This window comes from Bradyrhizobium sp. C-145 (assembly GCF_023375135.1).
GTDB lineage: Bacteria > Pseudomonadota > Alphaproteobacteria > Rhizobiales > Xanthobacteraceae > Bradyrhizobium > Bradyrhizobium zhanjiangense.
Window position 1 is genome coordinate 2,311,310 of the sequence record NZ_CP088150.1, and the last position, 24,429, is coordinate 2,335,738.

Consider the following 24,429-nt stretch of genomic DNA (forward strand, 5'->3'; position numbering starts at 1 on the left):
CATCAGCAAATAGATTTTCATGGCGTTCTCCGCTGCCTCATTGCAGCCTCCCAACGGAAAATCTGCAAAACACGTTCCAGGCACTTCCAATGACAGTCGCGTGATAAGAAATGGTTAAGCAGAGGTAACGGCATGGCCGAACAATTGAACGATCGTGAGAGTTCCGGCCTGGCCGACAAGCTCATGCAATATCTGCCGGCGCGTTTCCGGCCCGGCGCGGCAATCGTGCCGGTGGTGCGGCTATCCGGCGTAATCGGCGCAGTGACGCCGCTGCGTCCGGGCATGACGCTCGCGACCGTCGCACGGGTGCTGGAGCGGGCGTTTTCGTATCGGAACGCCAAGGCGGTGGCGCTGGTGATCAATTCGCCCGGCGGCTCACCGGTGCAGTCGCGCCAGATCTACCTGCGCATCAAGCAGCTCGCGGCGGAGAAGAAGCTGCCCGTGCTGGTCTTCGTCGAGGACGTTGCGGCCTCGGGCGGCTACATGATCGCTTGTGCCGGCGATGAGATCATCTGCGATCCCTCTTCGATCCTCGGCTCGATCGGCGTGGTCGGTGGCAGTTTTGGTTTCCAGGAGGCGATCAGGCGGCTCGGCGTCGAGCGGCGCCTCTACACCGCCGGCGCCCACAAGGCGATGCTCGACCCGTTCCTTCCGGAAAACCCGGATGACGTCGCCAAGCTGAAGGCGATCCAGCGCGAGATCCACCAGATCTTCATCTCGCTGGTAAAGGACAGCCGCGGCGCGCGGCTGAAGGGCGCGGACGACACCCTGTTCACGGGAGAATACTGGGCCGGCGAGAGCGCGATCGCGCTGGGGCTCGCCGACGGCATCGGTGATATCCGCTCAACTCTTCGTGCCCGCTATGGCGAGAAGGTTCTCACCCCCGTGATCGCGCAGCCGACCGGGCTCCTCTCCGGCCTTCTGGGCCGGAAAGCGCCCGGCGCGGGGCAGCTTTCGGCCCTGGAATCAATGGCCGGCCTGCCGGACGAGCTGATCTCGGCGGTCGAGACGCGGGCGATTTGGGCGAAATTCGGGTTCTAGGGCTCGCGCTCCCGCGCCATTTGGCCCCTCGACGCTCCGATTGCGGTGCAGGTCCATCTGCGCAACAATACGTGTGGGGGCTGAGCACTAGACAAGGATCGACCGATGCCGCCGTTCGTCGCTTTCGCGGGCGTCCTGGGCGGGCTTGCCGTGGTCCGCTGGGCCTACAAGACCGCTGTCCGGATCAACCAGGAGCTGGAGGAGATGCGCCTGTCGCGCGTCACCGAGGCCGCCCCTATGGGGGACATCCAGACGCTGAAACGTGACCCCGTGACCGGAGCTTACCGGCCGGGCTAGCTCTTCCCGCGCGCAAGGTGCGCCCCCTCTCCCGCTTGCGGGGGAGGGCTGGGGAGAGGGTCTCTCCACGAGCGAGGACCCCAAGCCCTCACCCGGCGCTTCGCGCCGACATCTCCCGCAGGCGGGCGAGGTAAGAAAGCCCCCTTCGCCTTGATTCCCATCCCCGCCGTCGATACGGTCCCGCGCGATTCAACCCCCCGCGAGAGCCTGATCTGACGATGGACGCCTCATTGCCCGCCCATATGCGCCCGGAACGCTCGTTCCAGGGCCTGCTCCTGGCCTTGCAGCGCTACTGGGCGGATTACGGCTGCGTGATCCTTCAGCCCTACGACATGGAAGTTGGCGCCGGCACCTTCCACCCCGGGACGACCCTGCGCGCGCTCGGTCCGAGGCCGTGGAATGCCGCCTATGTGCAACCCTCCCGCCGGCCCAAGGACGGCCGCTACGGCGAGAACCCGAACCGGCTCCAGCACTATTATCAGTTCCAGGTCATCCTCAAGCCGTCGCCGCCGAACCTTCAGGAGCTGTACCTGAAGTCGCTCGCGGCCATCGGCATCGATTCCGCCGTGCACGACATCCGCTTCGTCGAGGACGACTGGGAAAGCCCGACGCTGGGCGCCTGGGGCCTGGGGTGGGAGTGCTGGTGCGACGGCATGGAAATCAGCCAGTTCACCTATTTCCAGCAGGTCGCCGGCGTCGAATGCGCGCCGGTCGCGGGCGAGCTCACCTACGGGCTCGAGCGGCTGGCCTGCTATCTGCAAGGCGTCGACCGCATCATGGATCTGAACTTCAACGGTCGTGAGGGCGCCGAGAAGGTCACCTACAAGGAGGTGTTCTTCCAGGCCGAGCAGGAATATTCGCGGCACAATTTCGAGCACGCTGACACCGCGATGCTGTTCGAGCAATTCAAGATGGCCGAAACGGCCTGCAAGAAATACCTCGATGCTGGCTGGAAGGACGAGAAGCGCGAGGCGCATCTGATGGCGCTGCCGGCTTACGACCAGTGCATCAAGGCGAGCCATGTCTTCAACCTGCTCGACGCGCGCGGCGTGATTTCGGTGACGGAGCGACAGAGCTACATCTTCCGGGTCCGCGAGCTGGCGAAAGCCTGCGGCGAAGCCTGGGTGCACACCGAAGCCGGTGGAGCGGCCTGATGCCCGAATTGTTGCTTGAACTGTTCTCGGAAGAAATCCCCGCGCGCATGCAGGCCAAGGCGGCCGACGATCTGCGCCGCCTGGTCACGGACAAGCTCGTCGCCGAAGGCCTCGTCTATGAGGGCGCGAAAGCCTTCGCGACGCCGCGCCGCCTTGCGCTCACCGTGCACGGCATCCCTGCGCGCCAGCCTGATCTCAAGACCGAGCGCCGCGGACCGAAAGTCGGCGGCCCCGATGCGGCCGTGCAGGGCTTTTTGAAAGCGACCGGTCTGAAATCGCTGGACGAAGCCAAGATCCAGCGCGACCCGAAGGGCGACTTCTACATCGCGCTGATCGAGAAGACCGGCCGCGACGCCATCGACGTGCTCGCGGAAATCCTGCCCGTCATCATCCGCACCTTCCCCTGGCCGAAATCGATGCGGTGGGGCGCGCGCTCGGCCAAGGCCGGCTCGCTCAACTGGGTGCGTCCGCTGCACGCGATCACCGCGACCTTCGGCCTCGAGACCGAAGAGCCCGATGTCGTAAAATTCTCGGTCGATGGCATCGAGGCCGGCCAGACCACCTACGGCCATCGCTTCCTCGCGCCATCAGCTATTTCTGTCCGCCGTTTCGCGGACTACGAAGCCAAGCTCCTGAATGCGAAGGTCGTGCTCGACCCTGACAGGCGCAAGGACGCGGTCCTGACCGACGCCAAGCAGCTTGCCTTCGCGCAAGGCTTCGAGCTGGTCGAGGACCAGAACCTGCTCGATGAGGTCGCAGGCCTCGTCGAATGGCCGGTCGTGCTGATGGGCTCGTTCGAGCAGGAGTTCTTGAAAACTCCCGACGAGGTGATCCGCGCCACCATCCGCAACAACCAGAAGTGCTTCGTAGTGCGCGACCCCAAGACGGGCAAACTCGCCAACAAGTTCATCCTGGTCGCCAACATCGAGGCCACCGATGGCGGTGCGACCATCATCGGCGGCAACGAGCGCGTGATCCGCGCGCGGCTCAGCGATGCAAAATTCTTCTACGAGACCGATCTGAAGACGAAGCTCGAGGATCGGCTGCCGAAGTTCGAGCAGATCGTGTTCCACGAGAAGCTCGGCACGCAGGCGGAGCGCATCAAGCGTATCGAACGCCTCGCCGCCGAGATCGCGCCGCTGGTCGGAGCCGATGTCGCCAAGGCGATGCGTGCCGCACATCTCGCCAAGGCGGATCTGCTGACCGAAGTGGTCGGCGAATTCCCGGAAGTGCAGGGCCTGATGGGCAAGTATTACGCGTTGGCACAGGGTGAGGATGCATCCGTCGCTGCTGCCTGCGAGGAGCATTACAAGCCGCAAGGTCCTGCCGATCGCGTGCCGACAGATTCGGTCAGCGTGGCTGTGGCGCTCGCGGATAAGATCGATACGCTCGTCGGCTTCTGGGTCATCGACGAGAAGCCGACGGGCAGCAAGGATCCGTATGCACTGCGGCGGGCAGCACTCGGGGTGATCAGGCTGATTGCCGAGAACGCGTTGCGTTTGTCGCTCATGGAGGTGGCGGCGTCCGCACTCGCCGGCTTGTCGGTCAAGCCGGCCGATGCGCAAAAGCTTCCGAGTGACCTGCTCGCCTTCTTCGCCGACCGCCTGAAAGTCCAACTCCGCGAGCAGGGGGCGCGGCACGATCTCGTCGATGCCGTGTTCGCGCTCGGCGGCCAGGACGATCTCCTGATGATCGTCCGCCGAGTCGAGGCGCTCGGCAAGTTCCTCGATAGCGACGATGGCAAGAACCTGCTCGCCGGCACCAAGCGCGCCAGCAACATCCTCTCGATCGAGGAGAAGAAGGACAAGCGTTTGTACCATGGCGCACCGGATGCCATGCTCTATAGCCTCGACGAGGAGAAGGCGCTGGCGAAAGCTATTGATGAGGTGACGGCGGAAGCGAGCGCTGCCGTCGCCAAGGAAGACTTTGCTGCCGCGATGAGCGCGATGGCGAAATTGCGTCCGCCGGTCGACGCGTTCTTCGACAAGGTTCGCGTCAATGACGACGATGCGCAGGTGCGCGAGAACCGGTTGAAGCTGCTGAACGAGATCCGCAGCGCCACGCGGGCGGTGGCGGATTTCTCGAAGATCCAGGATTGAGTCGCGCAGGAGGCTGTCGTTCCGGGGCGCGCGGAGCGCGAGCCCGGAATCCATTCATCCTCATGCGCTGCGGCCCGATGGATTCCGGGTCCACGCCTTCGGCGTGTCCCGGAATGGCGGCTATTGGTGTGGCGCAAAAAAGCCCCACCCGGCGGGGGGAGGACCGGGCGGGGCCTGATGTCCGATTAACACTGCTCGCGCCGCCTGATGTGGCGCGCCGGACATCTAGTCGATCTCAGGTCGTCGATCTCAGTTCAGCACCTCGACGATGCGGCGTGAGCGCGGTTCGACCAGCACGGTCTCGCCGTTCACGACGGTGTAGCGATAGGTGGTGGCGCCGAAACGTTGCGGCACGTCATAATAGGTGATGCCGCTCTCGGGTAAGATGGCGCCGACCACCACGCGATCCGGGATGCGGAAGGGCGGCACACGTTGTTCGACGACATAGTCGCGGAAGGCTACCCGCTGGTCGGCCGCAATGGTCGGGCTGCTGTCGACCACGGCGGGCGCGCGTCCCACCGTGACATCGCTTTGCGCCTGTGCCGCGAGGGGCGAGCCGATCGCAACGCACAGCGCCGCGAGCGCAAGAATCCTGTTTCGCATGGGCAACTCCTTCGAAGTGATGTTCGGCAAGCGCCAGTGGCGCATTCGGTTGCCAATGCATGCGACTTCGCAATGTTCCGGGAAAGGGCCTGCCGTATCCGCGGCAATTTCGGGCAGTTTTCGCGAAGCCGGGAACTCGCATCGGTCTTGCGCGTCTCTACTCGCGGAACCGGGGCCGCTATGATCCGCCCGCGATTCGTCCACCTCCACAGAAAGATAATTCATGCACATCACCGTCGCCCACATTTCGCCGATCCTGTCGTTGATTGCGGGCGTGCTCATCCTGATCATGCCGCGACTCCTCAATCTGATCGTCGCGATCTTCCTCATCGTGAATGGCGCGATCGGGCTTGGGCTCCTGAAGTGGCTCCGCTTCTAGGCGTTCACTTTTCGGAACTGTCCGTCTTGCGCGGGCCCGCCCAAAATGGTGTAAGGCCCGCGATTTCCCATTCCTCTCGCAGGTTGTGTGCAAGCTATGGCCAAAGCCGCTTCGAAGCCGAAGAAAATGCCAGCGAAAATCCCAGCGAAATCAAAGTCCTCCGCCGCGGCGAAGGCCGCGCCGCCGGCCCGCAAGGCGCTGGCCAAGAGAGCGCCGAAGCCGGTCGCCAAGCCCGCTGCCAAGTCCGCCGCCAAGCCGGCGGCAAAGGCCGTGACCAAGGCGGCTCTGCCGAAGGTCGCTGCGAAGCCCGCACCGAAGAAGGCTGCGCCCGCGAAGGCGGCGCCAGCAGCGGCCAAGGCCGGCAAATGGGTGTTCACGTTCGGTGACGGCAAGGCCGAGGGCCGCTCGGAAATGCGTGACCTGCTCGGCGGCAAGGGCGCCAACCTCGCTGAGATGGCAAATCTGGGCCTGCCGGTGCCTCCGGGCTTCACCATCCCGGCCTCGGTCTGCACCTATTTCTACGCACACGGCAAAACCTATCCGAAGGAACTGCAGTCGCAGGTTGAGAAGGCGCTGGATCATGTCGGCAAGTTGACCGGCAAGGTGTTCGGCGACACCAAGAACCCGCTGCTCGTCTCCGTGCGCTCCGGCGCGCGCGCCTCGATGCCGGGCATGATGGACACCGTGCTCAATCTCGGCCTCAACGACCAGACCGTGGAAGCGCTGGCCGAGCTGTCGGGTGACCGTCGCTTCGCCTATGACAGCTATCGCCGCTTCATCACCATGTATTCGGACGTGGTGCTCGGCTTCGAGCATCATCATTTCGAGGAAATCCTCGACACCTTCAAAGACAGCCAGGGCTATACGCTCGACACCGATCTGTCCGCCGACGACTGGGTCGAGCTGGTCGGCAAGTACAAGGACGCGGTCGCCCGCGAGACCGGCAAGGAATTCCCGCAGGATCCGCACGACCAGCTCTGGGGCGCGATCGGCGCAGTGTTTTCCTCCTGGATGAACACGCGCGCGGTGACCTACCGCAAGCTGCACGACATTCCGGAATCCTGGGGCACCGCGGTCAACGTGCAGGCCATGGTGTTCGGCAACATGGGCGAGACCTCGGCGACGGGCGTTGCCTTCACGCGCAATCCCTCGACCGGCGAGAGCAAGCTCTACGGCGAGTTCCTGATCAACGCGCAAGGCGAGGACGTGGTGGCGGGCATCCGCACGCCGCAGGACATCACTGAGGAGGCACGCAAGGAATCGGGCTCCGACAAGGCGTCGATGGAATCGGCGATGCCGGAGGCCTTCAAGGAGCTGACGCGGATCTACACGCTGCTCGAGAAGCACTACCGCGACATGCAGGACATGGAGTTCACGGTCGAGCAGGGCAAGCTCTGGATGCTCCAGACCCGCGGCGGCAAGCGCACCGCGAAAGCGGCGCTGCGCATCGCGGTCGAGCTCGCCAATGAGGGCCTGATCTCGAAGAAGGAAGCGGTGACGCGGATCGATCCGGCTTCGCTCGATCAGCTCCTGCATCCGACCATCGATCCCAATGCCAAGCGCGACGTGATCGCGACCGGCCTGCCGGCCTCGCCCGGCGCTGCCTCCGGCGAGATTGTGTTCTCCTCGGATGAAGCGGCCAAGCTTCAGGCCGACGGACGCAAGGTGATCCTGGTCCGCATCGAGACCAGCCCGGAAGACATCCATGGCATGCATGCCGCCGAAGGCATCTTGACCACGCGCGGCGGCATGACCTCGCACGCGGCGGTGGTCGCGCGCGGCATGGGCAAGCCCTGCGTCTCCGGCTGCGGCACCATCCGCGTCGATTACGGCCGCGGCACCATGAGCATCGGCTCGCGCACCTTCAAGACCGGCGACGTCATCACCATCGACGGTTCGCTCGGCCAGGTGCTCGCCGGCCGCATGCCGATGATCGAGCCGGAGCTGTCCGGCGAGTTCGGCACGCTGATGAATTGGGCCGACCAGGTCCGCAAGATCGGCGTGCGGGTCAATGCCGATACGCCGGAGGACGCGCACACCGCGATCAAGTTCGGCGCGGAAGGTATTGGCCTGTGCCGCACGGAGCACATGTTCTTCGAGGAGACGCGCATCCGCACGGTGCGCGAGATGATCCTCTCCGAAGACGAGCAGTCGCGCCGTGCCGCGCTCGCAAAGCTGCTTCCGATGCAGCGCGCCGACTTCGTCGAGCTGTTCGAGATCATGAAGGGCCTGCCCGTCACGATCCGGCTTTTGGATCCTCCCCTCCATGAATTCCTGCCGCACACCCATGCCGAGGTCGAGGAAGTGGCGCGCGCCATGAACACCGACCCGCGGCGCCTCGCCGACCGCGCCCGCGAGCTCTCAGAGTTCAACCCGATGCTCGGCTTCCGCGGCTGCCGCATCGCGATCGCCTATCCTGAAATCGCCGAGATGCAGGCGCGTGCGATCTTCGAGGCGGCGGTCGAGGCGCAGAAGCGCACCGGCAAGGCCGTCGGTCTCGAGGTAATGGTGCCGCTGATCGCGACCAAGGCCGAGCTTGACCTCGTCAAGGCGCGGATCGATGCCACCGCGCAGGCGGTGATGCGCGAGACCAATACGAAGCTCGCCTATCAGGTCGGCACCATGATCGAGCTGCCGCGCGCCTGTCTGCTCGCGGCCGAGATCGCGCAGTCCGCCGAGTTCTTCTCGTTCGGCACCAACGATCTCACGCAGACCACATACGGCATCAGCCGCGACGACGCGGCGAGCTTCCTCGGTCCTTACGTTGCGAAGGGCATCCTCTCGGTCGATCCCTTCATCGCGCTCGACCAGGAAGGCGTCGGTGAGCTCGTCAAGATCGGCGTCGCGCGCGGCCGCAAGACGCGGTCCTCGCTCAAGGTCGGCATCTGCGGCGAGCACGGCGGCGATCCCGCTTCCGTCGCCTTCTGCCACACGATCGGCCTCGACTACGTCTCCTGCTCGCCCTACCGCGTACCGATCGCCCGCCTCGCTGCGGCGCAAGCCGCGCTCGGCAAGGAGATCGCGAGCCAGGCGTAAGCGACGAGGTCAAATGTTGAATGCGAAGAGGCGGGGCCCAACCCCGCCTCTTTCATTTTGCGCCGTGCTGTATCCACACCGTCATTGCGAGCCAACGGGTCCGCGCGAAGCGCGGCCCGATGACAGGCTCCGCGAAGCGATCCAGAATCTTTCCGCGGAGCGATTCTGGATTGCTTCGTCGCAAGTGCTCCTCGCAATGACGATCGTGTTGCATGTGCCTCGCGCCACACACTCAGTGTCATCGCCCGGCTTGACCGGGCATCCAGTACGCCGAGACGGCAGTGTCTGAATCGAGAAGCCGCGGCGTACTGGATGCCCGCCTTCGCGGGCATGACATCGGTTATGTGGAAACGCTTTGCGCAAACGCCAACAACGGAACTCGCCACACGTCCCGTAATGATACGTGCGTGCAAGAGTTCCTTCACCATATGCGTTGACCCATTATTTACCGCTTCACCTCGCTCGGATTTACCAACACGCGCGATCACTCCGTGAAAACACCTGTGTTCGCTTGAGTGTGCCGTGCGCGCCACGTCGATTAACGCCCCGGCAACCTAAATTAGATACTTACGATAAAGATCGAATTGCACGGACGTACTGCCGTTCGATTGTTCTGGCGTAAGCGTAGCGTGAGCGTATCGATGTCAGTGTTGCGTAACCATCCGAAGGGCGCGCGGTTCGCGTCCTTCGGCATCGGTCTCTGCATCTTCGCATTGATGCCGAGAGAGACCGGCTATCAGGACATTGCCTCGCTGCTGGCGCGCCAACCCGGCGTCGCCGAGCGGTGGCAGAAGCAGGTGTATTCCGCGGCGTCCTCGATCCAGCTCGCCACCTACAGTTTTTCCCGGCCGATCGGCACCTCGGTTCCGCAGAGCGCGATGGTTCGCCTCGCCAGCATCGATGGCCGCGACGTCACCGGCGCGATCAGCCGCAATCCGGCGCTGCAGGCGCCGCCGCGCTACCAGGCCGCCGATTTTCCCAGGGTCGATCGCTCCATGAAGGGTGATCGTCTCGCGATCGTGACGCCGACGACGTCTCCCGATGCGGCTGCGCCGCCGGCAGCGCCCGCGCAGGAAGATCCTGCGACGTCGAACAGCTCCGTGTTCGGCGCCAAGACCGCCACGCTACCGCAGCCGATGTCGCCGGAGTCCGCGGCCGCGCTCGATCCCGAGCTCCAGGAAGCGCTGCGTGCGCCGCCGCTGCCGCAATATACCAATGCGCCGCAGGCGAGCGATAGCGCGCGCGCGTTTGCGGTGCAGCCGCCGGAAGCGCCGAAGCAGGCCACCGCGCCGGCGCGCGATCCCTTCACCGTCAAGACGTCGAACCTGTTCTTCGGCAGCTCCTCGCTCGGCGGCAATCTCGAAAGCATCGAGAGCTGGCAGCCCGGGGCCGAGCCGCTGATCGTGATACCTGATCCCGATATGAAGGTGACGGCCTCGCTGTCGCCGCCGACAGCGGAGATTGCCAAGGACGTCGAAAGCGGTGAGAGCGTCGCGCCGAAGGGCGAGGTCAACGCCGACAACCAGCGCGCCAGGTCGCCGGCAGAGCGGCTCGCGCTCGACGACAAGTCGCGCGCCAAGTCCGAGAAGTGTCTCGCCGAAGCGGTCTATTTCGAATCGCGCGGTGAGGCCGTGCGCGGCCAGATCGCGGTGGCGCAGGTGGTGATGAACCGCGTCTTCTCCGGCAAATATCCCGACACCGTGTGCGGCGTCGTCTACCAGAACAAGTACCGCCATTTCGCCTGCCAGTTCACCTTTGCCTGCGACAACAATCCGGACGTGATCCGCGAGCCCGAGATGTGGGAGCGCGCGAAGAAGATTTCGAAGGCGATGCTCGATGGCCAGATCTGGCTGCCCGAGGTCGGCAAGTCGACGCACTACCACGCCTATTGGGTGCGCCCGTCCTGGGTCGCCGAGATGAAGAAGATGTACAAGACCGGCGTGCACACCTTCTATCGGCCGCGCAACTGGGGCGACGGCAGCGAGGAGCCGAGCTGGGGCACGCCCGCGCAGACCGCGGCGCTTTCCGCCGCGCTCGCGCAGGAAGCCAAGAGTTCCGCGGAGATGGGCGAGCGGCGGTAGCGCCTTCACGAAAGACCGTCATGCCCGGGCTTGTCCCGGGCATCCACGTTCTTCGCGCTGTGCCGCAAGACGTGGATGGCCGGGACAAGCCCGGCCATGGCGTTGTGGAGGCGTTAGTGTTCCAATCACGCCTCGATATCCAGCGCACAGTCGAAATTCGGCGCCGAATGCGTCAGCGCACCGGCGGAAGCGTAGTCGACGCCGGTGGCCGCGATCGCCGCGATCGAGTCCAGCGTGACGCCGCCGGACGCCTCCAGTTTGAGGCGGCCCTCGGTGAGCCTCACCGCCTCGCGCAGCGTCGCGGTATCCATGTTGTCGAGCAGCACCACGTCGGCCAGTCCGGTGGCCAGCACCTCGCGCAGTTGCGCAAGCGTGTCCACTTCGATCTCGATCTTGACGAGATGGCCGGCATGAGCGCGGGCGCGCTCCAGCACGGGCCGGATGCCGCCGGCCACCGCGATGTGGTTGTCCTTGATCAGGATCGCATCGTCGAGGCCGAAGCGGTGATTGAACCCGCCGCCGCAGCGCACGGCATATTTCTCCAGCGCCCGCAATCCCGGCGTGGTCTTCCGCGTGCAGCAGATGCGCATTTTCGTGCCTTCGGTGCGCGCGACATAGTCGGCCGTCAGTGTCGCGACGCCCGACAGGCGGCCGACGAAGTTCAGCGCGGTCCGCTCCGACGCGAGAATGGCGCGCGCAGGCCCGGAGATCGTCAACACCTGCTGTCCGCGGGCAACCCGCGCGGCGTCGCGGATATGCGCGCGGACCTCGATGTCGGGTGAGAGCTTTTGCAGCGTCGCCAGCGCCAGCGGCAATCCGGCGATCACGCCGGATTGGCGCGCGACCAGGATCGCCTGCGCCGTCGTGGCTTCCGGAATCGTCGCCAGCGAGGTGACGTCGCCGGCGCGCCCGAGGTCTTCGTCGAGCGCGCGCTGCACGGCCTCGTCGATGGCGAGCGGCGAGAGAAAGGCGTCGGGATAGAGCAGTGAGGTTGCGGTGATCATGAGAACTCCGTCAGGCCATGATGGGTTGCGCGCTGTGCGGCATTGAGTGATCGGCGAGGCCGTCGGCCACCTCGCGCACTGCGGCGAGCGTGGTCATCGTTCGTTGCGCCAGGGCAGGGACTTCCGCCGGATGGTCGGAGCGGAAATGCGCGCCGCGGCTCTCCTGCCGGCTCCAGGCCGCGGCCGCGACGAGCAACGCGGACGTCGCCATGTTGCGTAGCGCGATGCTCGTAGCCTCGCGTTCGAGCGCAGCGAAGCTGTGGACGGCCTCGGCAAGCCCGTCACTGTGGCGGATCACGCCGACGCGTGCGGTCATCACCGCCCGCAGCCGCTTCACGGCCGCAGCATCGGGCGCACCGCCGTGCGCCGTCACCAGCGCGTCCGGAAGCCGGGCAGGCGCGGCGGCGGCGCAGCCGTCGATGTCCTCAGCGATGCGCGCGGCGTAGACCACGGCCTCCAGCAGCGAATTCGACGCCAGCCGATTGGCACCATGCGCGCCGGTGGAGGACACTTCGCCGTCGGCCCAAAGCCCGTCGATCGAGCTGCGGCCGCGCGCGTCCACTGCGATGCCGCCCATGTGGTAATGCGCGGCCGGCGCGATCGGGATCGCCTCTGTCGCGGGATCGATTCCGGCGGCGATGCAGCTCGCATACACGGTCGGAAACTTTTCGGCGAAGCGCGTCCCCAGCGCCTGTCGCGCATCGAGGAAGGCGCCGCGCCCGGCCGCGATCTCGGCGAAGACGCCGCGGGCCACGATGTCGCGCGGCGCGAGCTCGGCGAGCGGATGGCGCGCCGGCATGAAGCGCTCACCGTGGCGGTTGATCAGCGTCGCGCCTTCGCCGCGCAGCGCCTCGGTCGCAAGCGGCGCCGGATCACGCCCGACCATGATGGCGGTCGGATGGAACTGCATGAATTCGGGATCGGCGATCACGGCACCGGCGCGAGCGGCGATCGCAAGGCCCGAGCCGCAGGCCTCGAGCGGATTGGTGGTGGCGGCATAGAGATGCCCGAGGCCGCCGGTGGCCAGCACGATCGCGCGCGAGGCGAGGATGATCGGCCGCGCAGCGGGATTGCCGGCCTCGCGTAATTGGAGGCCCGTGACGGCGCCGTCCTCGCTCAGCAGTGCTTCGGCGACGAGACCTTCGATGATGCGGATCGACGGCGTGCGGCGCACGGCCTCGCTCAGCGCTGCGATGATCGCGGCGCCGGCCCGATCGCCGCGCACATGCACGATGCGCCGGGCCGAGTGTGCGGCTTCGCGTCCCACTGCGAGCTTTCCTTCGAGGTCGCGATCGAATGGGACGCCATAGGCGAGAAGGTCATGGATTCGCGGCGCCGCCTCCCGCGCGATGCCAAGTGCAACGGCTTCATCGACGAGACCGCCCCCGACGGCAATCGTATCCGCGGCATGCGCTTCCGGCGTATCGCCTTCGGCCACCGCCGCCGCGATGCCGCCTTGCGCCCACGCCGATGATGCGCCCTGTCCGAGCGGCGCCGCCGAGATCAACGTCACCGGCCGCGGCGCGAGCTTCAGCGCGCAAAACAGTCCGGCGAGGCCGCCGCCGATGATGACGACGTCGTCGGTGGCGCGGGTGAGATTGTGGATCGTGTTCGTCATAGTTCTCTCCAAGCTTTCCGCCGTCGTCCCGGCGAAAGCCGGGACCCATACGCCGCGGCGGTTGTTGTTTTGCGAAGCTCTGTAACGACGTTCTTCGCAAACCACATCGTTCGGTGGTTATGGGTCCCGGCCCCCGTGCGCAATCGCGCACTAGGCCGGGACGACACCGAGTGTGTTGCTAATTCTTCAAATTGATCATCCGCTCGACCGAGTGCCGTGCGCGCATCGCGAGCGCGGGGTCGATCGTCACTTCCTCGCGGAGCGTCCGCAGGCTTTCCAAGATGTTGGCAAGCGTGATGCGCTTCATGTGCGGGCAGAGATTGCAGGGGCGCAGCATCTCCACGTCGGGCAGCTCCGCCCGCACGTTGTCGGCCATCGAGCACTCCGTGATCATCACCAGCCGTCGCGGCCGCTTGTTACGCACCCAGTTGATCATGTGCGCGGTCGAGCCGGTGAAATCGGCCTCCGCCAGCACGTCGGGCGGGCATTCGGGATGCGCGATGATCTGCACCGTCGGATCGCCATCGCGAAGGTTGCGCAGCTCGTCGCCGGTGAAGCGCTCGTGCACCTCGCAGGCGCCCTTCCAGGCGATGATCTTCACGTCGGTCTTGGAGGCCACGTAGGTAGCGAGATAGCGGTCGGGCAGGAAGATCACGCTTGGCGCGTTCAGGCTCTCGACCACCTGCACCGCGTTGGACGAGGTGCAGCAGATATCGACCTCGGCCTTCACCTCCGCTGAGGTGTTGACATAGGCGACGACCGGCACGCCGGGGAATCTTTCGCGGAGCAGGCGAACGTCTGCGCCGGTAATACTGGCGGCGAGCGAGCAGCCGGCCCGTAAATCCGGGATCAGCACCGTCTTGTCCGGGTTGAGCAGCTTCGACGTTTCCGCCATGAAGTGCACGCCGCACTGGACGATGATGTCGGCCTTCACCTTGGTCGCCTCGACCGCGAGCTGGAGCGAGTCGCCGCCGATGTCGGCGACGCAATGGAAGATCTCCGGCGCCTGGTAGTTATGCGCGAGGATCACGGCGTTCCGGGCGCGCTTCAGCTCGTTGATCGCCTTGATGGTCGGCGCTAGCAGCGGCCACTCGATCGGCGGGATCACGTGCTTCACGCGTTCGTAAAGGGATGCAGTGGCGCGCTCGACCTCGGGCGTCCAGTCCAGCGAGGGCATTGGCAGCGCGGATCCCGCTCGGGAGGGCGCGGCGCGAGGGGAGCTGATGTCTTGGACATTGACTTGGCCATTGATTCGACCGTGCGGCCGGTTGGCGAAGTCGTCGGGACCGTAGATTCCAGTGATCGGCATCGAAGCCTCCCTTGCATGCCAATTATGCTCAATATGAGTATATTTTGAGCCCGAGTAATCCGGCCGAAGGCCGGAGCTGGATGTCATCGAGGCTCAAATATGCTCAATGTGAGTAAATCTAAGATAACACGCTCCGCCGAAGATCGCTAGGCCCCATCGCACACATTCCCGTCAAATCGCCCGGCGTGAGCCGGGCGAGGCCGCGTGAAACGCAATGCTCTCGCGACAGCTCCTCGTGGAATGCAACCGCTTTTGACTTGGGATTTTCATGCAGATGCATTAAACGACCTGACTCGTGGCTTCCTATTTGCGAATCCGCCAACGACAGACGAGGAACACCATGTCGACACAGATAGGCGAGCTCGCTCCGGTCTCACGTTCCTCGACCTGGCGCACCCCGGCCGTCATCATTCTATGCGGCTGCGCGATCGGCATGCTCGGCTTCGGTCCGCGCTCGGCGCTCGGCTTCTTCGTGCAGCCGATGAGTCATGAGTTCGCCTGGGGCCGCGACGTGTTCGGCCTCGCGATCGCCGTGCAGAACCTGCTGTGGGGCTTGGGCCAGCCCCTCGCCGGCGCGGTCGCCGATCGCTTCGGCCTGTTCCGGGTGATGTGCGTCGGCGCTCTGCTCTATGCCGGCGGCCTGCTCTTGATGCGCTACTCCTCGACCCCGCTGTCGCTCGACATCGGCGCCGGCGTCATGATCGGCTTCGGCCTCGCCGGTTGCTCGTTCAATCTGGTGCTGTCGGCGTTCAGCAAGCTCCTGCCGGCCGAGAAGCGCGGCCTTGCGCTCGGCGCCGGCACCGCGGCGGGATCGTTCGGACAGTTCCTGTTCGCGCCGATCGGCGTCGCGCTGATCGACAATTTCGGCTGGCAGCAGGCGCTCTCCGTGTTCGGCTTCCTGATGCTGCTGATCATCCCGCTGTCGCTGGCGCTCTCGACGCCGCCGGTCGCAAGCGCGGCGACCGCGGCGCCTGCGGATGAGCAGACCTTCACCAGGGCGCTGGCGGAAGCCTTCGATCACCGCTCCTACGTGCTCTTGGTGCTCGGCTTCTTCACCTGCGGCTTCCAGCTCGCCTTCATCACGGTGCATCTGCCGGCCTTCCTGGTCGATCGCGGCATCTCGGCGCAAACCGGCGGCTGGGTGATCGCGGCGATCGGCCTGTTCAACATCATGGGCTCGTTGAGTGTCGGCTACCTCCAGAACACTGTGCCCAAGCGCTACATCCTCTCGACGATCTATTTCACGCGCGCGCTCGCGACGCTCGCCTTCATCTCGTTCCCGATCACGCCGTTCTCGGCGATCGCATTCGGTGCGATCTCCGGCCTGACCTGGCTGTCGACGGTGCCGCCGACCTCGGCGTTGGTGGCGCTGATGTTCGGCACGCGCTGGCTCGCAACGCTCTATGGCTTTGCCTTCGTCAGCCATCAGGTCGGCGGCTTCCTCGGTGTCTGGCTCGGCGGCGTCGTGTTCGAGCGCTTCGGTTCCTACACGCCGATCTGGTGGCTCTCGATCCTGTTTGGCGTGCTCTCCGCACTGATCAATCTCCCGATCGTGGAGAAACCGGTCGCACGGGCGGTTGCGCAGCCGGCCTGATCGGCTAAACATTCCCGACAAACAAGTCAGGGAGTTCAGTCGTGGCCACGTTCAAGGCAATCCGGATCGACAAGGCGGACAAGGGCACCACCGCGCAGCTGACGCAGTTCGACGAAGCCGAGCTGATGGACGGCGACGTCACCGTGCGTGTGGAATGGTCGACGCTGAACTACAAGGACGGCCTCGCGCTCACCGGCAAGGCGCCGGTGGTGCGCCGCTTCCCGATGATCGCCGGCATCGATTTCGCCGGCACGGTTGAAGCGTCCTCGCACCCGCAGTGGAAGGCGGGCGACAAGGTGGTCTGCACCGGCTGGGGCATGGGCGAAACCCATCTCGGCGCCTATGCCGAGAAGGCGCGGGTGAAGGGCGACTGGCTGGTCGCGCTACCGCAGGGCCTGTCGGCGCGCGACGCCATGGCGATCGGCACTGCCGGATTCACCGCGATGCTGTCCGTCCTGGCGCTGGAGAAGCACGGCATCTCGCCGAAGAGTGGCCCGGTGGTGGTGACGGGTGCCGCCGGTGGCGTCGGCTCGGTTGCGACCGCGGTGCTGTCGAAGCTCGGCTATCACGTCATCGCTTCGACCGGTCGGGCCTCGGAGGCAGACTATCTGAAGCACCTGGGCGCAGCCGAAGTGATCGACCGCAACGAATTGTCGGCACCGGCGAAGCCGCTGGCCAAGGAGCGCTGGGCGGGTGGCGTCGATAGCGTCGGCTCGACCACGCTCGCCAACCTCCTGTCGATGACAAAATACGGTGGAGCGATAGCGGCGTGCGGCCTGGCGGCCGGCATGGACCTGCCATCTTCCGTCGCGCCGTTCATTTTGCGCGGAGTGTGCCTTCTCGGCATCGATTCGGTGATGTGCGCGATCGAGCCGCGGAAAGCCGCCTGGCAGCGCCTGGCGTCCGATCTCGACCGGACGAAACTAGCTGAAATCACTCATGAAATTCCGCTTGCCGAGGTGTCCGACTGGGGCGCGAAAATTCTGGCCGGCGCGGTCCGCGGGCGCATCGTGGTAAAAATAGTCTGACGGCGTTCAGACTTTACCAACCAACCTGCTCCAATCTTGCCATGGTTAGTATGGTAAGCAGCGGGTAAAGAGAGATAAGGCATCGCCCGCCGCGGGGTTGGTTCGGAGTTGAGCATGCTTGCGCGTATTGTGTTGGGGGCTGTCACGGCGGCAGCGACGTTTGCGCCGGCCATTGCCGGAAGCATGAATGCAGACGAGGCGCGCCGCTTCGTCGCCGGCAAGGTGTTTGCTTTCACCTGTTTCGACGGCACCCGCGGTGCTGGCCGCATCCTCGACGACCTCGGCGCCGCCGGCGCGGTGCAGTTCTCCGGCGCAGGCCCGGTGAAACATCTCCGCCTGCCCGGCAACACGCTCCAGATTCGCGGCCAGAACGTCTGCGCCTCGATCAAGGGCATTCCGTTCGAGCCCTGTTTCAACCTGGAAAAGACCGACGAACGCAGCTTCCGCGGCTCGGTGTCGGGCATGGGCTTCGCCTATTGCGACTTCCACCATCAGGGCGGCAATCAGATGCTGATGGCGCGCGCCGTCGCGCGTCCGCGCTCGCTGCGCTCATCGGAGCGCACAGGTTCGATCGGCGCGCCCAACACAGAGGTCGCCGCGCGGGTCGAGACGCCGCGTGTCGAGAGCGGTCGCCTCGAGCCGGTGAAGTCGGAACCCGCGAAGACCGAGGCCCCGTTGGAGCTGCGCCGTTCGACTCAGTGAGCTGGCTGCGTGGGGCAGGCCGCGCACTTTGTCGTTGAAATATCCCTATCGAACACGAAGCCGCCGCGCCGTAGTCATACGGACGGCGGCTTTCATGCGTTGGTAGCTGTTCGCGTCCCAGTTTGCGTACGGCCGGGGCACGCGGCCCTACGCAAGGGTTCAACGATGTCGCTGTACTTTTTCCGCATCAGCACCGGCCGCTATTCCGGCGCTGCCGACCAACCTTACGAGTTCGAGGATCGCGCAGCGGCCTGGACCGAGATGACCGAGGTTTGCGCCAATCTGCTCGGCGGCATCGCCCGCGGCCTGAAGCCGAATGCCGAGTGGCGCATGGAGCTGCTTGACGAGAACAAGCAGCCGATTTTTCGCGTCAGCCTGGTTGGAGAGGCTGTCGGATGCAAAACGTCCTAGGTCCGACTTCAAGCTGCAATTTACAACTATGACGAGACTATCCTCGTTCAATTTCAATTATTTAGCGCGCAAAATCAGTATTTCTGCGAGGGCGCTCATTAACCAAAAGGGGAACTCTGACCGATAGGCTTTCACGGTAAGGGCGATCAACGTCCAAGCGGCCAGCAATGACTTGGCAGCTCGTTGCTTGGGAAACGTACCATGTTGAGCCTTTTTCAGGATATGCGGATCGGGACCAAGCTGGCGATCGCTTCGGCTCTCGGAGTGCTCCTGGTTGGAGCCATGATTGCGAGCCAGATGCTCGGCAATGCGAGCATCCGCGAGACCAGCCAAAGCGCACTTGCACAGCAGGAGATCGCGCGCGACGCAATCAGGGCCGAAGTTGCAGTTCGCGGCATGCAACTCGCAGTGCGAGACCTTCGTCTCGCCAATAGCGCGGCCGATCTTCACAAGGCCAGCCAGAGTCTCGGCGATCAGCAGAATTCGATGAGCATGCTGGTCGAGGCGATGCTGAGGCTTTCTCACGCGGCGGAGAATCGTGTCCGCATGGAGAAACTGGGATCGCTCGCGGCGGACTATGGCAAAGCTGCGCAGCAGATTGCCGGCGTGCGCGGCGAAGCCGTCGCTGTCGCCGCGTCTGGCCCAGACGGCGCGACGCGCGCCGCGAAGCTCAATGACGAAGGCATTCGCATCGCGCGGGAGGTTACCCTGCCGATCGCAGCACAACTCGACGCGCTGATCAGCCAGATCGCCGACTATGCGAGACACAAATCCGACGAGGACAACGCCGCGGCTGCCGCTCAGATGAGATCGAGCGAGCAGATCGGAACGGCGGTCGGCGCCTTCGCGGCGCTCGTTCTGATCGGCTCCTGGCTCCTCTCCTTCCTCAGCATCGCGCGGCCCATCCGCGCGCTCACCGTGGCCATGGACAAGCTCGCCGGCGGCGATTTTTCAGTGGTGCTACCCGGGCTTGGTCGCAAGGACGAGGTGGGCGGCGTTGCCGCTGCCGTCGAGAAGTTCAAGATCGTGTCCGAGCAGAAGGCGCAAGAGGAGGCCGAAGCCAAAATCAGGCAGGACCAGATCGCGGCCGCGCGACGCAAGGCCGAGATGCACAAGCTCGCCGACAGTTTCGAATCCGCCATCGGCGAGATCGTCGAGACCGTCTCTTCGGCCTCGACCGAGCTCGAGGCCTCGGCTTCGACGCTCACCTCGACCGCCGAGCGCGCGCAGGAGTTGACCACGGTGGTTGCTGCCGCCTCCGAAGAGGCCTCGACCAACGTGCAGTCGGTGGCATCCGCGACCGAAGAACTGTCCTCATCGATCAACGAGATCAGTCGTCAGGTTCAGCAGTCCGCGCGCATGGCCAACGAAGCGGTCGGCCAGGCTCGTGTCACGACCGAGCGGGTCAGCGAGCTGTCCAAGGCGGCGACGCGCATCGGCGACGTGATCGAGTTGATCAATTCGATCGCTGGCCAGACAAATCTGCTCGCACTCAATGCCACGATCGAGGCCGCCCGCGCCGGCGAAGCGGGCAAGGGGTTTGCGGTGGTTGCCTCCGAGGTCAAGGCCCTGGCCGAGCAGACGGCCAAGGCAACCGGCGAGATTGGGCAGCAGATTTCCAGCATCCAGACCGCGACCGAACATTCGGTCGGCGCGATCAGGGACATCAGCGACACCATCGAGAAGCTGTCGGAGATCTCTTCGACGATTGCGGCGGCCGTGGAAGAGCAGGGCGCCGCGACGCAGGAAATTTCCCGCAATGTGCAGCAGGCTGCAGAAGGCACTTATCAGGTGTCGTCCAACATCACTGACGTGCAGCGCGGCGCAAGCGAGACCGGCTCGGCGTCCTCGCAAGTCCTGTCTGCCGCGCAAATGCTGTCCGGTGACAGCAACCGCCTCAAGCTCGAGGTCGGCAAGTTTCTCGGCTCTGTGCGCGCCGGCTGACGGTGGCGTCTTGAGCAGACCCCGATCTGCAACCGCCGCGCGCGAAGCTGCGATGGTTGCGCGCGTTCGTGTTTCGACGCCGCGACCGATGCGCGCAGGGTTAACCTTCCGGAAAAGCGATGCAGGCATGATCTCCGCAATATTCCGGGCGCTGAGTCGCCCTTCATGTATTGCGTCTCAGTCGTTGGAGCACATTCAATGAGCGGCATTTCCATTCGCCTCACCCATAAGGTCATGGCGATCGGACTCTTCGGCCTTATCGGTCTCGCCGCCTTCGGTGCAATCTACGAGATCGGCAGCCTCTCCCAGGATGCGTCGCGCGAGGTTGCCAACCGCGCCCGCGCGATCGCTGATCTCGACAAGCAGCTTTCGATCGAAATGCTGGAAGCGCGCCGCAACGAGAAGAATTTCCAGCAGCGGCGAAACGAAAGCTCCGCCAAGGCGCATGCCGAGCTGATCGGACCGATCAACCGTGATTTCGACGATGTGGAGCGGTTGTTGACGACTGGCGGCATGAGTGCGCTGTCCGACAGGATGAAGCAGGTCCAGACCGGCTTCAAGCGCTATGCCTCGGATTTCGGCGCCCTGGTGGCGGCCGAGACCAGGCTCGGCCTGAACGAGACGCTCGGCCTGTCCGGCTCGCTCCGCGCCGCGGCGCACGACATCGAGACCAAGCTGAAGCAGATCGACGATCCGCGGACGACGAGCTGGATGCTGATGATGCGCCGGCACGAGAAGGATTTCATGCTGCGGCGCGATCCAAAATACATTGCCGAGATGAAGAAGGCGGCGGCCGAATTCTCCAAGGCGATAGAAGTCGTCGCGGTCCCTACGGCGGTGATGAACGACATCACCGCCAAGCTGCAGAAATACCAGTCCGAGTTCGCGGCCTGGGCGGAGACCGCGCAGCAGACTGCGGCCCTCGACGCCAGCATGATGAAGACGTTTCGCGAGCTTGAGCCTGTCATGGCGGAAGTGCAGAGCGCCGTCGATGCCATGTACAAGCAGACCGATGTTGCCGAGGCCGCGACCCGCGATGCCGTACGTCTGTGGATGATGGTCGCCTTCGGCGTTACCGTCGTCGTGCTCGCGGCGGTCGGCTTCCTGCTCGGACGCTCGATCTCGAACGCGCTCGGCGCCATGGTGGGCGCGATGACGCGGCTGGCGCGCGGCGAGCTTTCGATAGCCGTTCCCGGTGTCGGACGCAGGGACGAGATCGGCGAGATGGCCGGCGCGGTCGAGGTGTTCAGGACCGGCATGGCGGAGGCCGAGCGGCTGCGCGTCGAGCAGGCGGAGGCCGATGCACGTGGGCGTGAACAGCGCAAGGCGGACATGCAGCGGCTTGCCGATGCCTTCGAGGGCGCGGTCGGCGAGATCGTCGAGACCGTGTCATCGGCGGCAACCGAGCTCGAAGCATCATCCAACACGCTGACTGAGGCCGCCGAGCGCGGCAACGGGCTCGCCACGGCTGTGGCTGCGGCCTCGGAGGAGGCCTCCGCCAACGTTCAGTCGGTGTCGGCTGCAAGTGAAGAGATGACCTCTTCGATCACTGAGATCAGCCGTCAGGTGCAGGAATCGGCGCGGGTCGCCGACGTTGCGGTGGAACAAGCGCAACGTACCAATGCGCGCGTCGCCGAGCTGACAAAAGCGGCCGGCCGCATCGGCGACGTGGTCGATCTGATCAACACCATCGCCGCCCAGACCAACCTGCTGGCGCTGAATGCGACGATCGAGGCGGCGCGGGCGGGTGAGGCCGGCAAGGGCTTCGCCGTGGTGGCGACGGAAGTGAAGGCGCTTGCCGAGCAGACCGCCAAGGCGACGGGCGAGATCGGCCAGCACATCGGCGCGATCCAGGCCGCGACGGAGGACTCCGTCGGCGCGATCAAGGAGATCGGTGACACCATAGCGCGCATGTCGGAGATCTCGTCGACCATCGCCGCCGCGGTCGAGGAGCAGGGCGCTGCGACGCAGGAGATCTCCCGCAACATCCAAAACGCCGCGCAGGGCACCTCGGAGGTCTCGGCGAACATAGGCCATGTCCAGCGCGGCGCCGGCGAGACCGGGGCTGCTTCTGCGCAGGTGCATTCGGCGGCCCAGTCGCTCTCGCAGGAGAGCAACCGGCTGAAGAGCGAAGTGGCGCGTTTCCTGGAGTCGGTGCGGGCCGCGTGACGACGTCGGCCCTGGCGATGTTGCTATGCATGAAGCACGGCGCCGCGCGAGATCTGTGCAGCTGCAGCGGATGGTCGGGGAAAATAGCGATTGTCGGGACGTCCAATAGTTTTACGTAGGACCATGTTAACGCCTGCTTGCGAATATAGGGCGCAATTCTACGGAATAAGAACCAGCCAGCATTGTTGAACTGACCTCCGCCCGGTCGTCCGTCGTGACGCTGTGGCGCAGGCGACGTGCGCGCTGCCAGCTATCATCGGGATTCGTGTGATGTCGAAGTTGTCGATCGTCTTCAAGCTGCTGACCGTGTTGTCGGTCCTCGTGCTCTCGCTCGCCGGTGTCGGCGTGACGGCGATCGGCACGATGCAGAACATCAACGCCCACACCGTCGAGATTGCGCAGAGCTGGTTGCCGAGCGTGCGTGCGCTCGGCTCCATGCGCGCCGACATCAACGAGCTGCGCGTCGCGCTGCGTCTGCACCTGATGCAGGACACAGCTGAAGGCAAGGAAGCCGCCGAGAAGCGCCTGGCCTCCTTGCGCGAACGCATCGAGAAGACCCGCAAGGTCTACGAGCCGCTGATCACCGCTGCCGAGGAGCGCTCGCTCTACGGACAATGGGCCAAGGCGTGGGCTGAGTATCTGAATGGCGTTCAGGACGTGATGGCGCTGTCGCGCAAGAGCGTCGGTCGCTTCCCGACCGATGCCAACGAGCTGTTGCAGACCAAGGTCGCGAAGATGGCCCAGGCCGCCGATCCCCTGCTCCAGAAGGGCATCGAGTTGAACAATCAGGGCGCCGAGCTGGAGACGAAGCAGGCGGCCGACAGCTACGCCACGATCTTCCGCGTGCTGGTCGGCATCATCTTGCTCTCGGTCGTGATCGCGATCGGCGCCGCCTATTATCTCGTGCGCGACGTCTCCCGCGGCATTGCTTCGATCATCCGTCCGATGCAGTCGCTCGGCGAAGGCGACCTCTCGGCCGAGGTGCCGCATCGCGGCGAGAAGACCGAGATCGGCTCGATGGCCGATGCGCTGCAGATCTTCAAGGAGGCGCTGATCGCCAAGAAAATCGCCGACGAGGCAGCGGCGCGCGACGCCGAGGCCAAGATCGAGCGCGGCCGCCGCGTCGACGCCATCACCCGCAAGTTCGAAGCGATGATCGGTGAAGTGGTCGGGACCGTGTCGTCGGCCTCGACCGAGCTGGAGGCATCGGCGACGACGCTGACCAACACGGCGCAGCGCGGCCAGAAGCTCGCGACCGTCGTCGCAGCTGCCTCCGAGGAGGCCTCCACCAACGTCCAGGCCGTGGCCTCCGCCTCGGAGGAGCTGTCCTCCTCCATCACCGAGATCAGCCGCCGCGTTCAGGATTCGGCGCGGATGGCCGCGGAAGCCGTCGAACAGGCGGCGCGGACCAACGAGCGCGTCAACGCGCTGTCGCAGGCGGCGGCCCGCATCGGCGACGTCGTCGAGCTCATCAACACCATCGCCGGCCAGACCAATCTGTTGGCGCTGAACGCGACCATCGAGGCGGCACGCGCCGGCGAGGCCGGCCGCGGCTTCGCCGTCGTTGCCTCGGAAGTGAAGGCGCTCGCCGAGCAGACCGCGAAAGCGACCGGCGAGATCGGAGCGCAGGTGTCGGGCATCCAGGCCGCCACGCAGGAATCCGTCAGCGCCATCCAGGAGATCGGCGGCACCATCGAGCGGCTGTCCGAGGTCTCGGCGGCGATCGCCGCCGCCGTCGAAGAACAGGGCGCGGCCACCCAGGAGATCTCACGCAACGTGCAGCAGGCTTCGGTCGGCACGCAGGAGGTCTCGATGAACATCACCGACGTGCAGCGCGGCGCGACCGAGACCGGCTCGGCCTCGACCGAAGTGCTGTCGGCGGCCAAATCGCTGGCGACCGACAGCACCCGCCTGAAGGTCGAAGTCGCGCAGTTCCTGGAGTCGGTCCGCGCCGCCTGAT

General features: G+C 65.1%; 18 protein-coding genes. 14 read left to right on the forward strand and 4 right to left on the reverse strand.

What is annotated here, in order from left to right; all coding sequences use genetic code 11:
- Positions 1-132: 132 nt before the first annotated feature.
- The 4 genes from LRP30_RS10595 (at position 133) to glyS (ending at position 4,591) form a co-directional block, all read left to right on the forward strand.
- A complete protein-coding gene (locus tag LRP30_RS10595; RefSeq protein WP_128935549.1) occupies positions 133-1,041 on the forward strand; it encodes a S49 family peptidase in 909 nt (302 codons plus the stop codon).
- Positions 1,042-1,146: 105 nt separating this feature from the next.
- The gene (locus LRP30_RS10600) at positions 1,147-1,338 is read left to right on the forward strand and encodes a hypothetical protein (RefSeq protein WP_091892621.1); all 192 of its coding nucleotides are present in this window, start codon (positions 1,147-1,149) and stop codon (positions 1,336-1,338) included.
- A gap of 218 nt (positions 1,339-1,556) precedes the next feature.
- A complete protein-coding gene (locus LRP30_RS10605; protein WP_128942628.1) occupies positions 1,557-2,492 on the forward strand; it encodes a glycine--tRNA ligase subunit alpha in 936 nt (311 codons plus the stop codon).
- Positions 2,492-4,591, forward strand: coding sequence for a glycine--tRNA ligase subunit beta (glyS, locus tag LRP30_RS10610; RefSeq protein WP_249760276.1), 2,100 nt, complete (start codon positions 2,492-2,494; stop codon positions 4,589-4,591). The genes LRP30_RS10605 and glyS overlap by 1 nt, the downstream gene beginning before the upstream one ends.
- A 249-nt stretch (positions 4,592-4,840) precedes the next feature.
- Here glyS and LRP30_RS10615 read toward each other — a convergent pair whose 3' ends face one another.
- On the reverse strand, positions 4,841-5,194 hold the full coding sequence (locus LRP30_RS10615) for a DUF1236 domain-containing protein (RefSeq protein WP_128935546.1): 354 nt from the start codon (positions 5,192-5,194) through the stop codon (positions 4,841-4,843).
- A gap of 223 nt (positions 5,195-5,417) precedes the next feature.
- Here LRP30_RS10615 and LRP30_RS10620 point away from each other — a divergent pair, with 223 nt between their 5' ends.
- From LRP30_RS10620 to LRP30_RS10630, 3 genes are all read left to right on the forward strand, one after another.
- Positions 5,418-5,573 carry a DUF3096 domain-containing protein gene (locus LRP30_RS10620; RefSeq protein WP_008562090.1) on the forward strand — a complete coding sequence of 52 codons (156 nt, stop codon included), beginning with the start codon at positions 5,418-5,420 and terminating at the stop codon, positions 5,571-5,573.
- Between the two features lie 96 nt (positions 5,574-5,669).
- The gene (gene ppdK, locus LRP30_RS10625) at positions 5,670-8,609 is read left to right on the forward strand and encodes a pyruvate, phosphate dikinase (RefSeq protein ID WP_249760277.1); all 2,940 of its coding nucleotides are present in this window, start codon (positions 5,670-5,672) and stop codon (positions 8,607-8,609) included.
- A 641-nt stretch (positions 8,610-9,250) separates the two neighbouring features.
- The gene (locus LRP30_RS10630) at positions 9,251-10,690 is read left to right on the forward strand and encodes a cell wall hydrolase (protein ID WP_249760278.1); all 1,440 of its coding nucleotides are present in this window, start codon (positions 9,251-9,253) and stop codon (positions 10,688-10,690) included.
- Positions 10,691-10,815: 125 nt separating this feature from the next.
- Here the strand turns inward: LRP30_RS10630 and nadC are convergent, their stop codons facing one another.
- The 3 genes from nadC to nadA all read right to left on the reverse strand — a co-directional run bounded on the left by nadC (position 10,816) and on the right by nadA (position 14,621).
- Positions 10,816-11,694, reverse strand: a complete 879-nt coding sequence (nadC, locus tag LRP30_RS10635) for a carboxylating nicotinate-nucleotide diphosphorylase (RefSeq protein ID WP_249760279.1) — start codon at positions 11,692-11,694, stop codon at positions 10,816-10,818.
- Between the two features lie 10 nt (positions 11,695-11,704).
- Positions 11,705-13,312: an L-aspartate oxidase gene (locus LRP30_RS10640; protein ID WP_249760280.1), complete on the reverse strand. Its 1,608-nt coding sequence runs from the start codon at positions 13,310-13,312 to the stop codon at positions 11,705-11,707.
- Between the two features lie 178 nt (positions 13,313-13,490).
- Positions 13,491-14,621 (reverse strand): quinolinate synthase NadA, encoded by a 1,131-nt coding sequence (nadA, locus tag LRP30_RS10645; protein WP_249760281.1) that lies wholly within the window; start codon positions 14,619-14,621, stop codon positions 13,491-13,493.
- A gap of 340 nt (positions 14,622-14,961) precedes the next feature.
- Here nadA and LRP30_RS10650 point away from each other — a divergent pair, with 340 nt between their 5' ends.
- The 7 genes from LRP30_RS10650 (at position 14,962) to LRP30_RS10680 (ending at position 24,428) form a co-directional block, all read left to right on the forward strand.
- Positions 14,962-16,215: an MFS transporter gene (locus tag LRP30_RS10650; RefSeq protein ID WP_249760282.1), complete on the forward strand. Its 1,254-nt coding sequence runs from the start codon at positions 14,962-14,964 to the stop codon at positions 16,213-16,215.
- 41 nt (positions 16,216-16,256) lie between these two features.
- A complete protein-coding gene (locus LRP30_RS10655) occupies positions 16,257-17,243 on the forward strand; it encodes an MDR family oxidoreductase (RefSeq protein WP_249760283.1) in 987 nt (328 codons plus the stop codon).
- A gap of 114 nt (positions 17,244-17,357) precedes the next feature.
- Positions 17,358-17,945 (forward strand): hypothetical protein, encoded by a 588-nt coding sequence (locus LRP30_RS10660; RefSeq protein ID WP_128935537.1) that lies wholly within the window; start codon positions 17,358-17,360, stop codon positions 17,943-17,945.
- 165 nt (positions 17,946-18,110) lie between these two features.
- Positions 18,111-18,356, forward strand: a complete 246-nt coding sequence (locus tag LRP30_RS10665) for a hypothetical protein (protein WP_091892596.1) — start codon at positions 18,111-18,113, stop codon at positions 18,354-18,356.
- Between the two features lie 201 nt (positions 18,357-18,557).
- Positions 18,558-20,300, forward strand: coding sequence for a HAMP domain-containing methyl-accepting chemotaxis protein (locus LRP30_RS10670; protein ID WP_249760284.1), 1,743 nt, complete (start codon positions 18,558-18,560; stop codon positions 20,298-20,300).
- A gap of 198 nt (positions 20,301-20,498) precedes the next feature.
- Positions 20,499-22,469, forward strand: coding sequence for a HAMP domain-containing methyl-accepting chemotaxis protein (locus LRP30_RS10675; protein WP_249760285.1), 1,971 nt, complete (start codon positions 20,499-20,501; stop codon positions 22,467-22,469).
- Positions 22,470-22,739: 270 nt separating this feature from the next.
- Positions 22,740-24,428 carry a methyl-accepting chemotaxis protein gene (locus LRP30_RS10680; protein WP_249760286.1) on the forward strand — a complete coding sequence of 563 codons (1,689 nt, stop codon included), beginning with the start codon at positions 22,740-22,742 and terminating at the stop codon, positions 24,426-24,428.
- Position 24,429: the final 1 nt, after the last annotated feature.

Excerpts from the sequence above, each read along its gene's own strand:
- LRP30_RS10595 (WP_128935549.1), top strand. The coding sequence starts at position 133 with ATGGCCGAACAATTGAACGATCGTGAGAGTTCCGGCCTGGCCGACAAG.
- LRP30_RS10600 (WP_091892621.1), top strand. The coding sequence starts at position 1,147 with ATGCCGCCGTTCGTCGCTTTCGCGGGCGTCCTGGGCGGGCTTGCCGTG.
- LRP30_RS10605 (WP_128942628.1), top strand. The coding sequence starts at position 1,557 with ATGGACGCCTCATTGCCCGCCCATATGCGCCCGGAACGCTCGTTCCAG.
- glyS (WP_249760276.1), top strand. The coding sequence starts at position 2,492 with ATGCCCGAATTGTTGCTTGAACTGTTCTCGGAAGAAATCCCCGCGCGC.
- LRP30_RS10615 (WP_128935546.1), bottom strand. The coding sequence starts at position 5,194 with ATGCGAAACAGGATTCTTGCGCTCGCGGCGCTGTGCGTTGCGATCGGC.
- LRP30_RS10620 (WP_008562090.1), top strand. The coding sequence starts at position 5,418 with ATGCACATCACCGTCGCCCACATTTCGCCGATCCTGTCGTTGATTGCG.
- ppdK (WP_249760277.1), top strand. The coding sequence starts at position 5,670 with ATGGCCAAAGCCGCTTCGAAGCCGAAGAAAATGCCAGCGAAAATCCCA.
- LRP30_RS10630 (WP_249760278.1), top strand. The coding sequence starts at position 9,251 with ATGTCAGTGTTGCGTAACCATCCGAAGGGCGCGCGGTTCGCGTCCTTC.
- nadC (WP_249760279.1), bottom strand. The coding sequence starts at position 11,694 with ATGATCACCGCAACCTCACTGCTCTATCCCGACGCCTTTCTCTCGCCG.
- LRP30_RS10640 (WP_249760280.1), bottom strand. The coding sequence starts at position 13,312 with ATGACGAACACGATCCACAATCTCACCCGCGCCACCGACGACGTCGTC.
- nadA (WP_249760281.1), bottom strand. The coding sequence starts at position 14,621 with ATGCCGATCACTGGAATCTACGGTCCCGACGACTTCGCCAACCGGCCG.
- LRP30_RS10650 (WP_249760282.1), top strand. The coding sequence starts at position 14,962 with ATGTCGACACAGATAGGCGAGCTCGCTCCGGTCTCACGTTCCTCGACC.
- LRP30_RS10660 (WP_128935537.1), top strand. The coding sequence starts at position 17,358 with ATGCTTGCGCGTATTGTGTTGGGGGCTGTCACGGCGGCAGCGACGTTT.
- LRP30_RS10665 (WP_091892596.1), top strand. The coding sequence starts at position 18,111 with ATGTCGCTGTACTTTTTCCGCATCAGCACCGGCCGCTATTCCGGCGCT.
- LRP30_RS10670 (WP_249760284.1), top strand. The coding sequence starts at position 18,558 with ATGTTGAGCCTTTTTCAGGATATGCGGATCGGGACCAAGCTGGCGATC.
- LRP30_RS10675 (WP_249760285.1), top strand. The coding sequence starts at position 20,499 with ATGAGCGGCATTTCCATTCGCCTCACCCATAAGGTCATGGCGATCGGA.
- LRP30_RS10680 (WP_249760286.1), top strand. The coding sequence starts at position 22,740 with ATGTCGAAGTTGTCGATCGTCTTCAAGCTGCTGACCGTGTTGTCGGTC.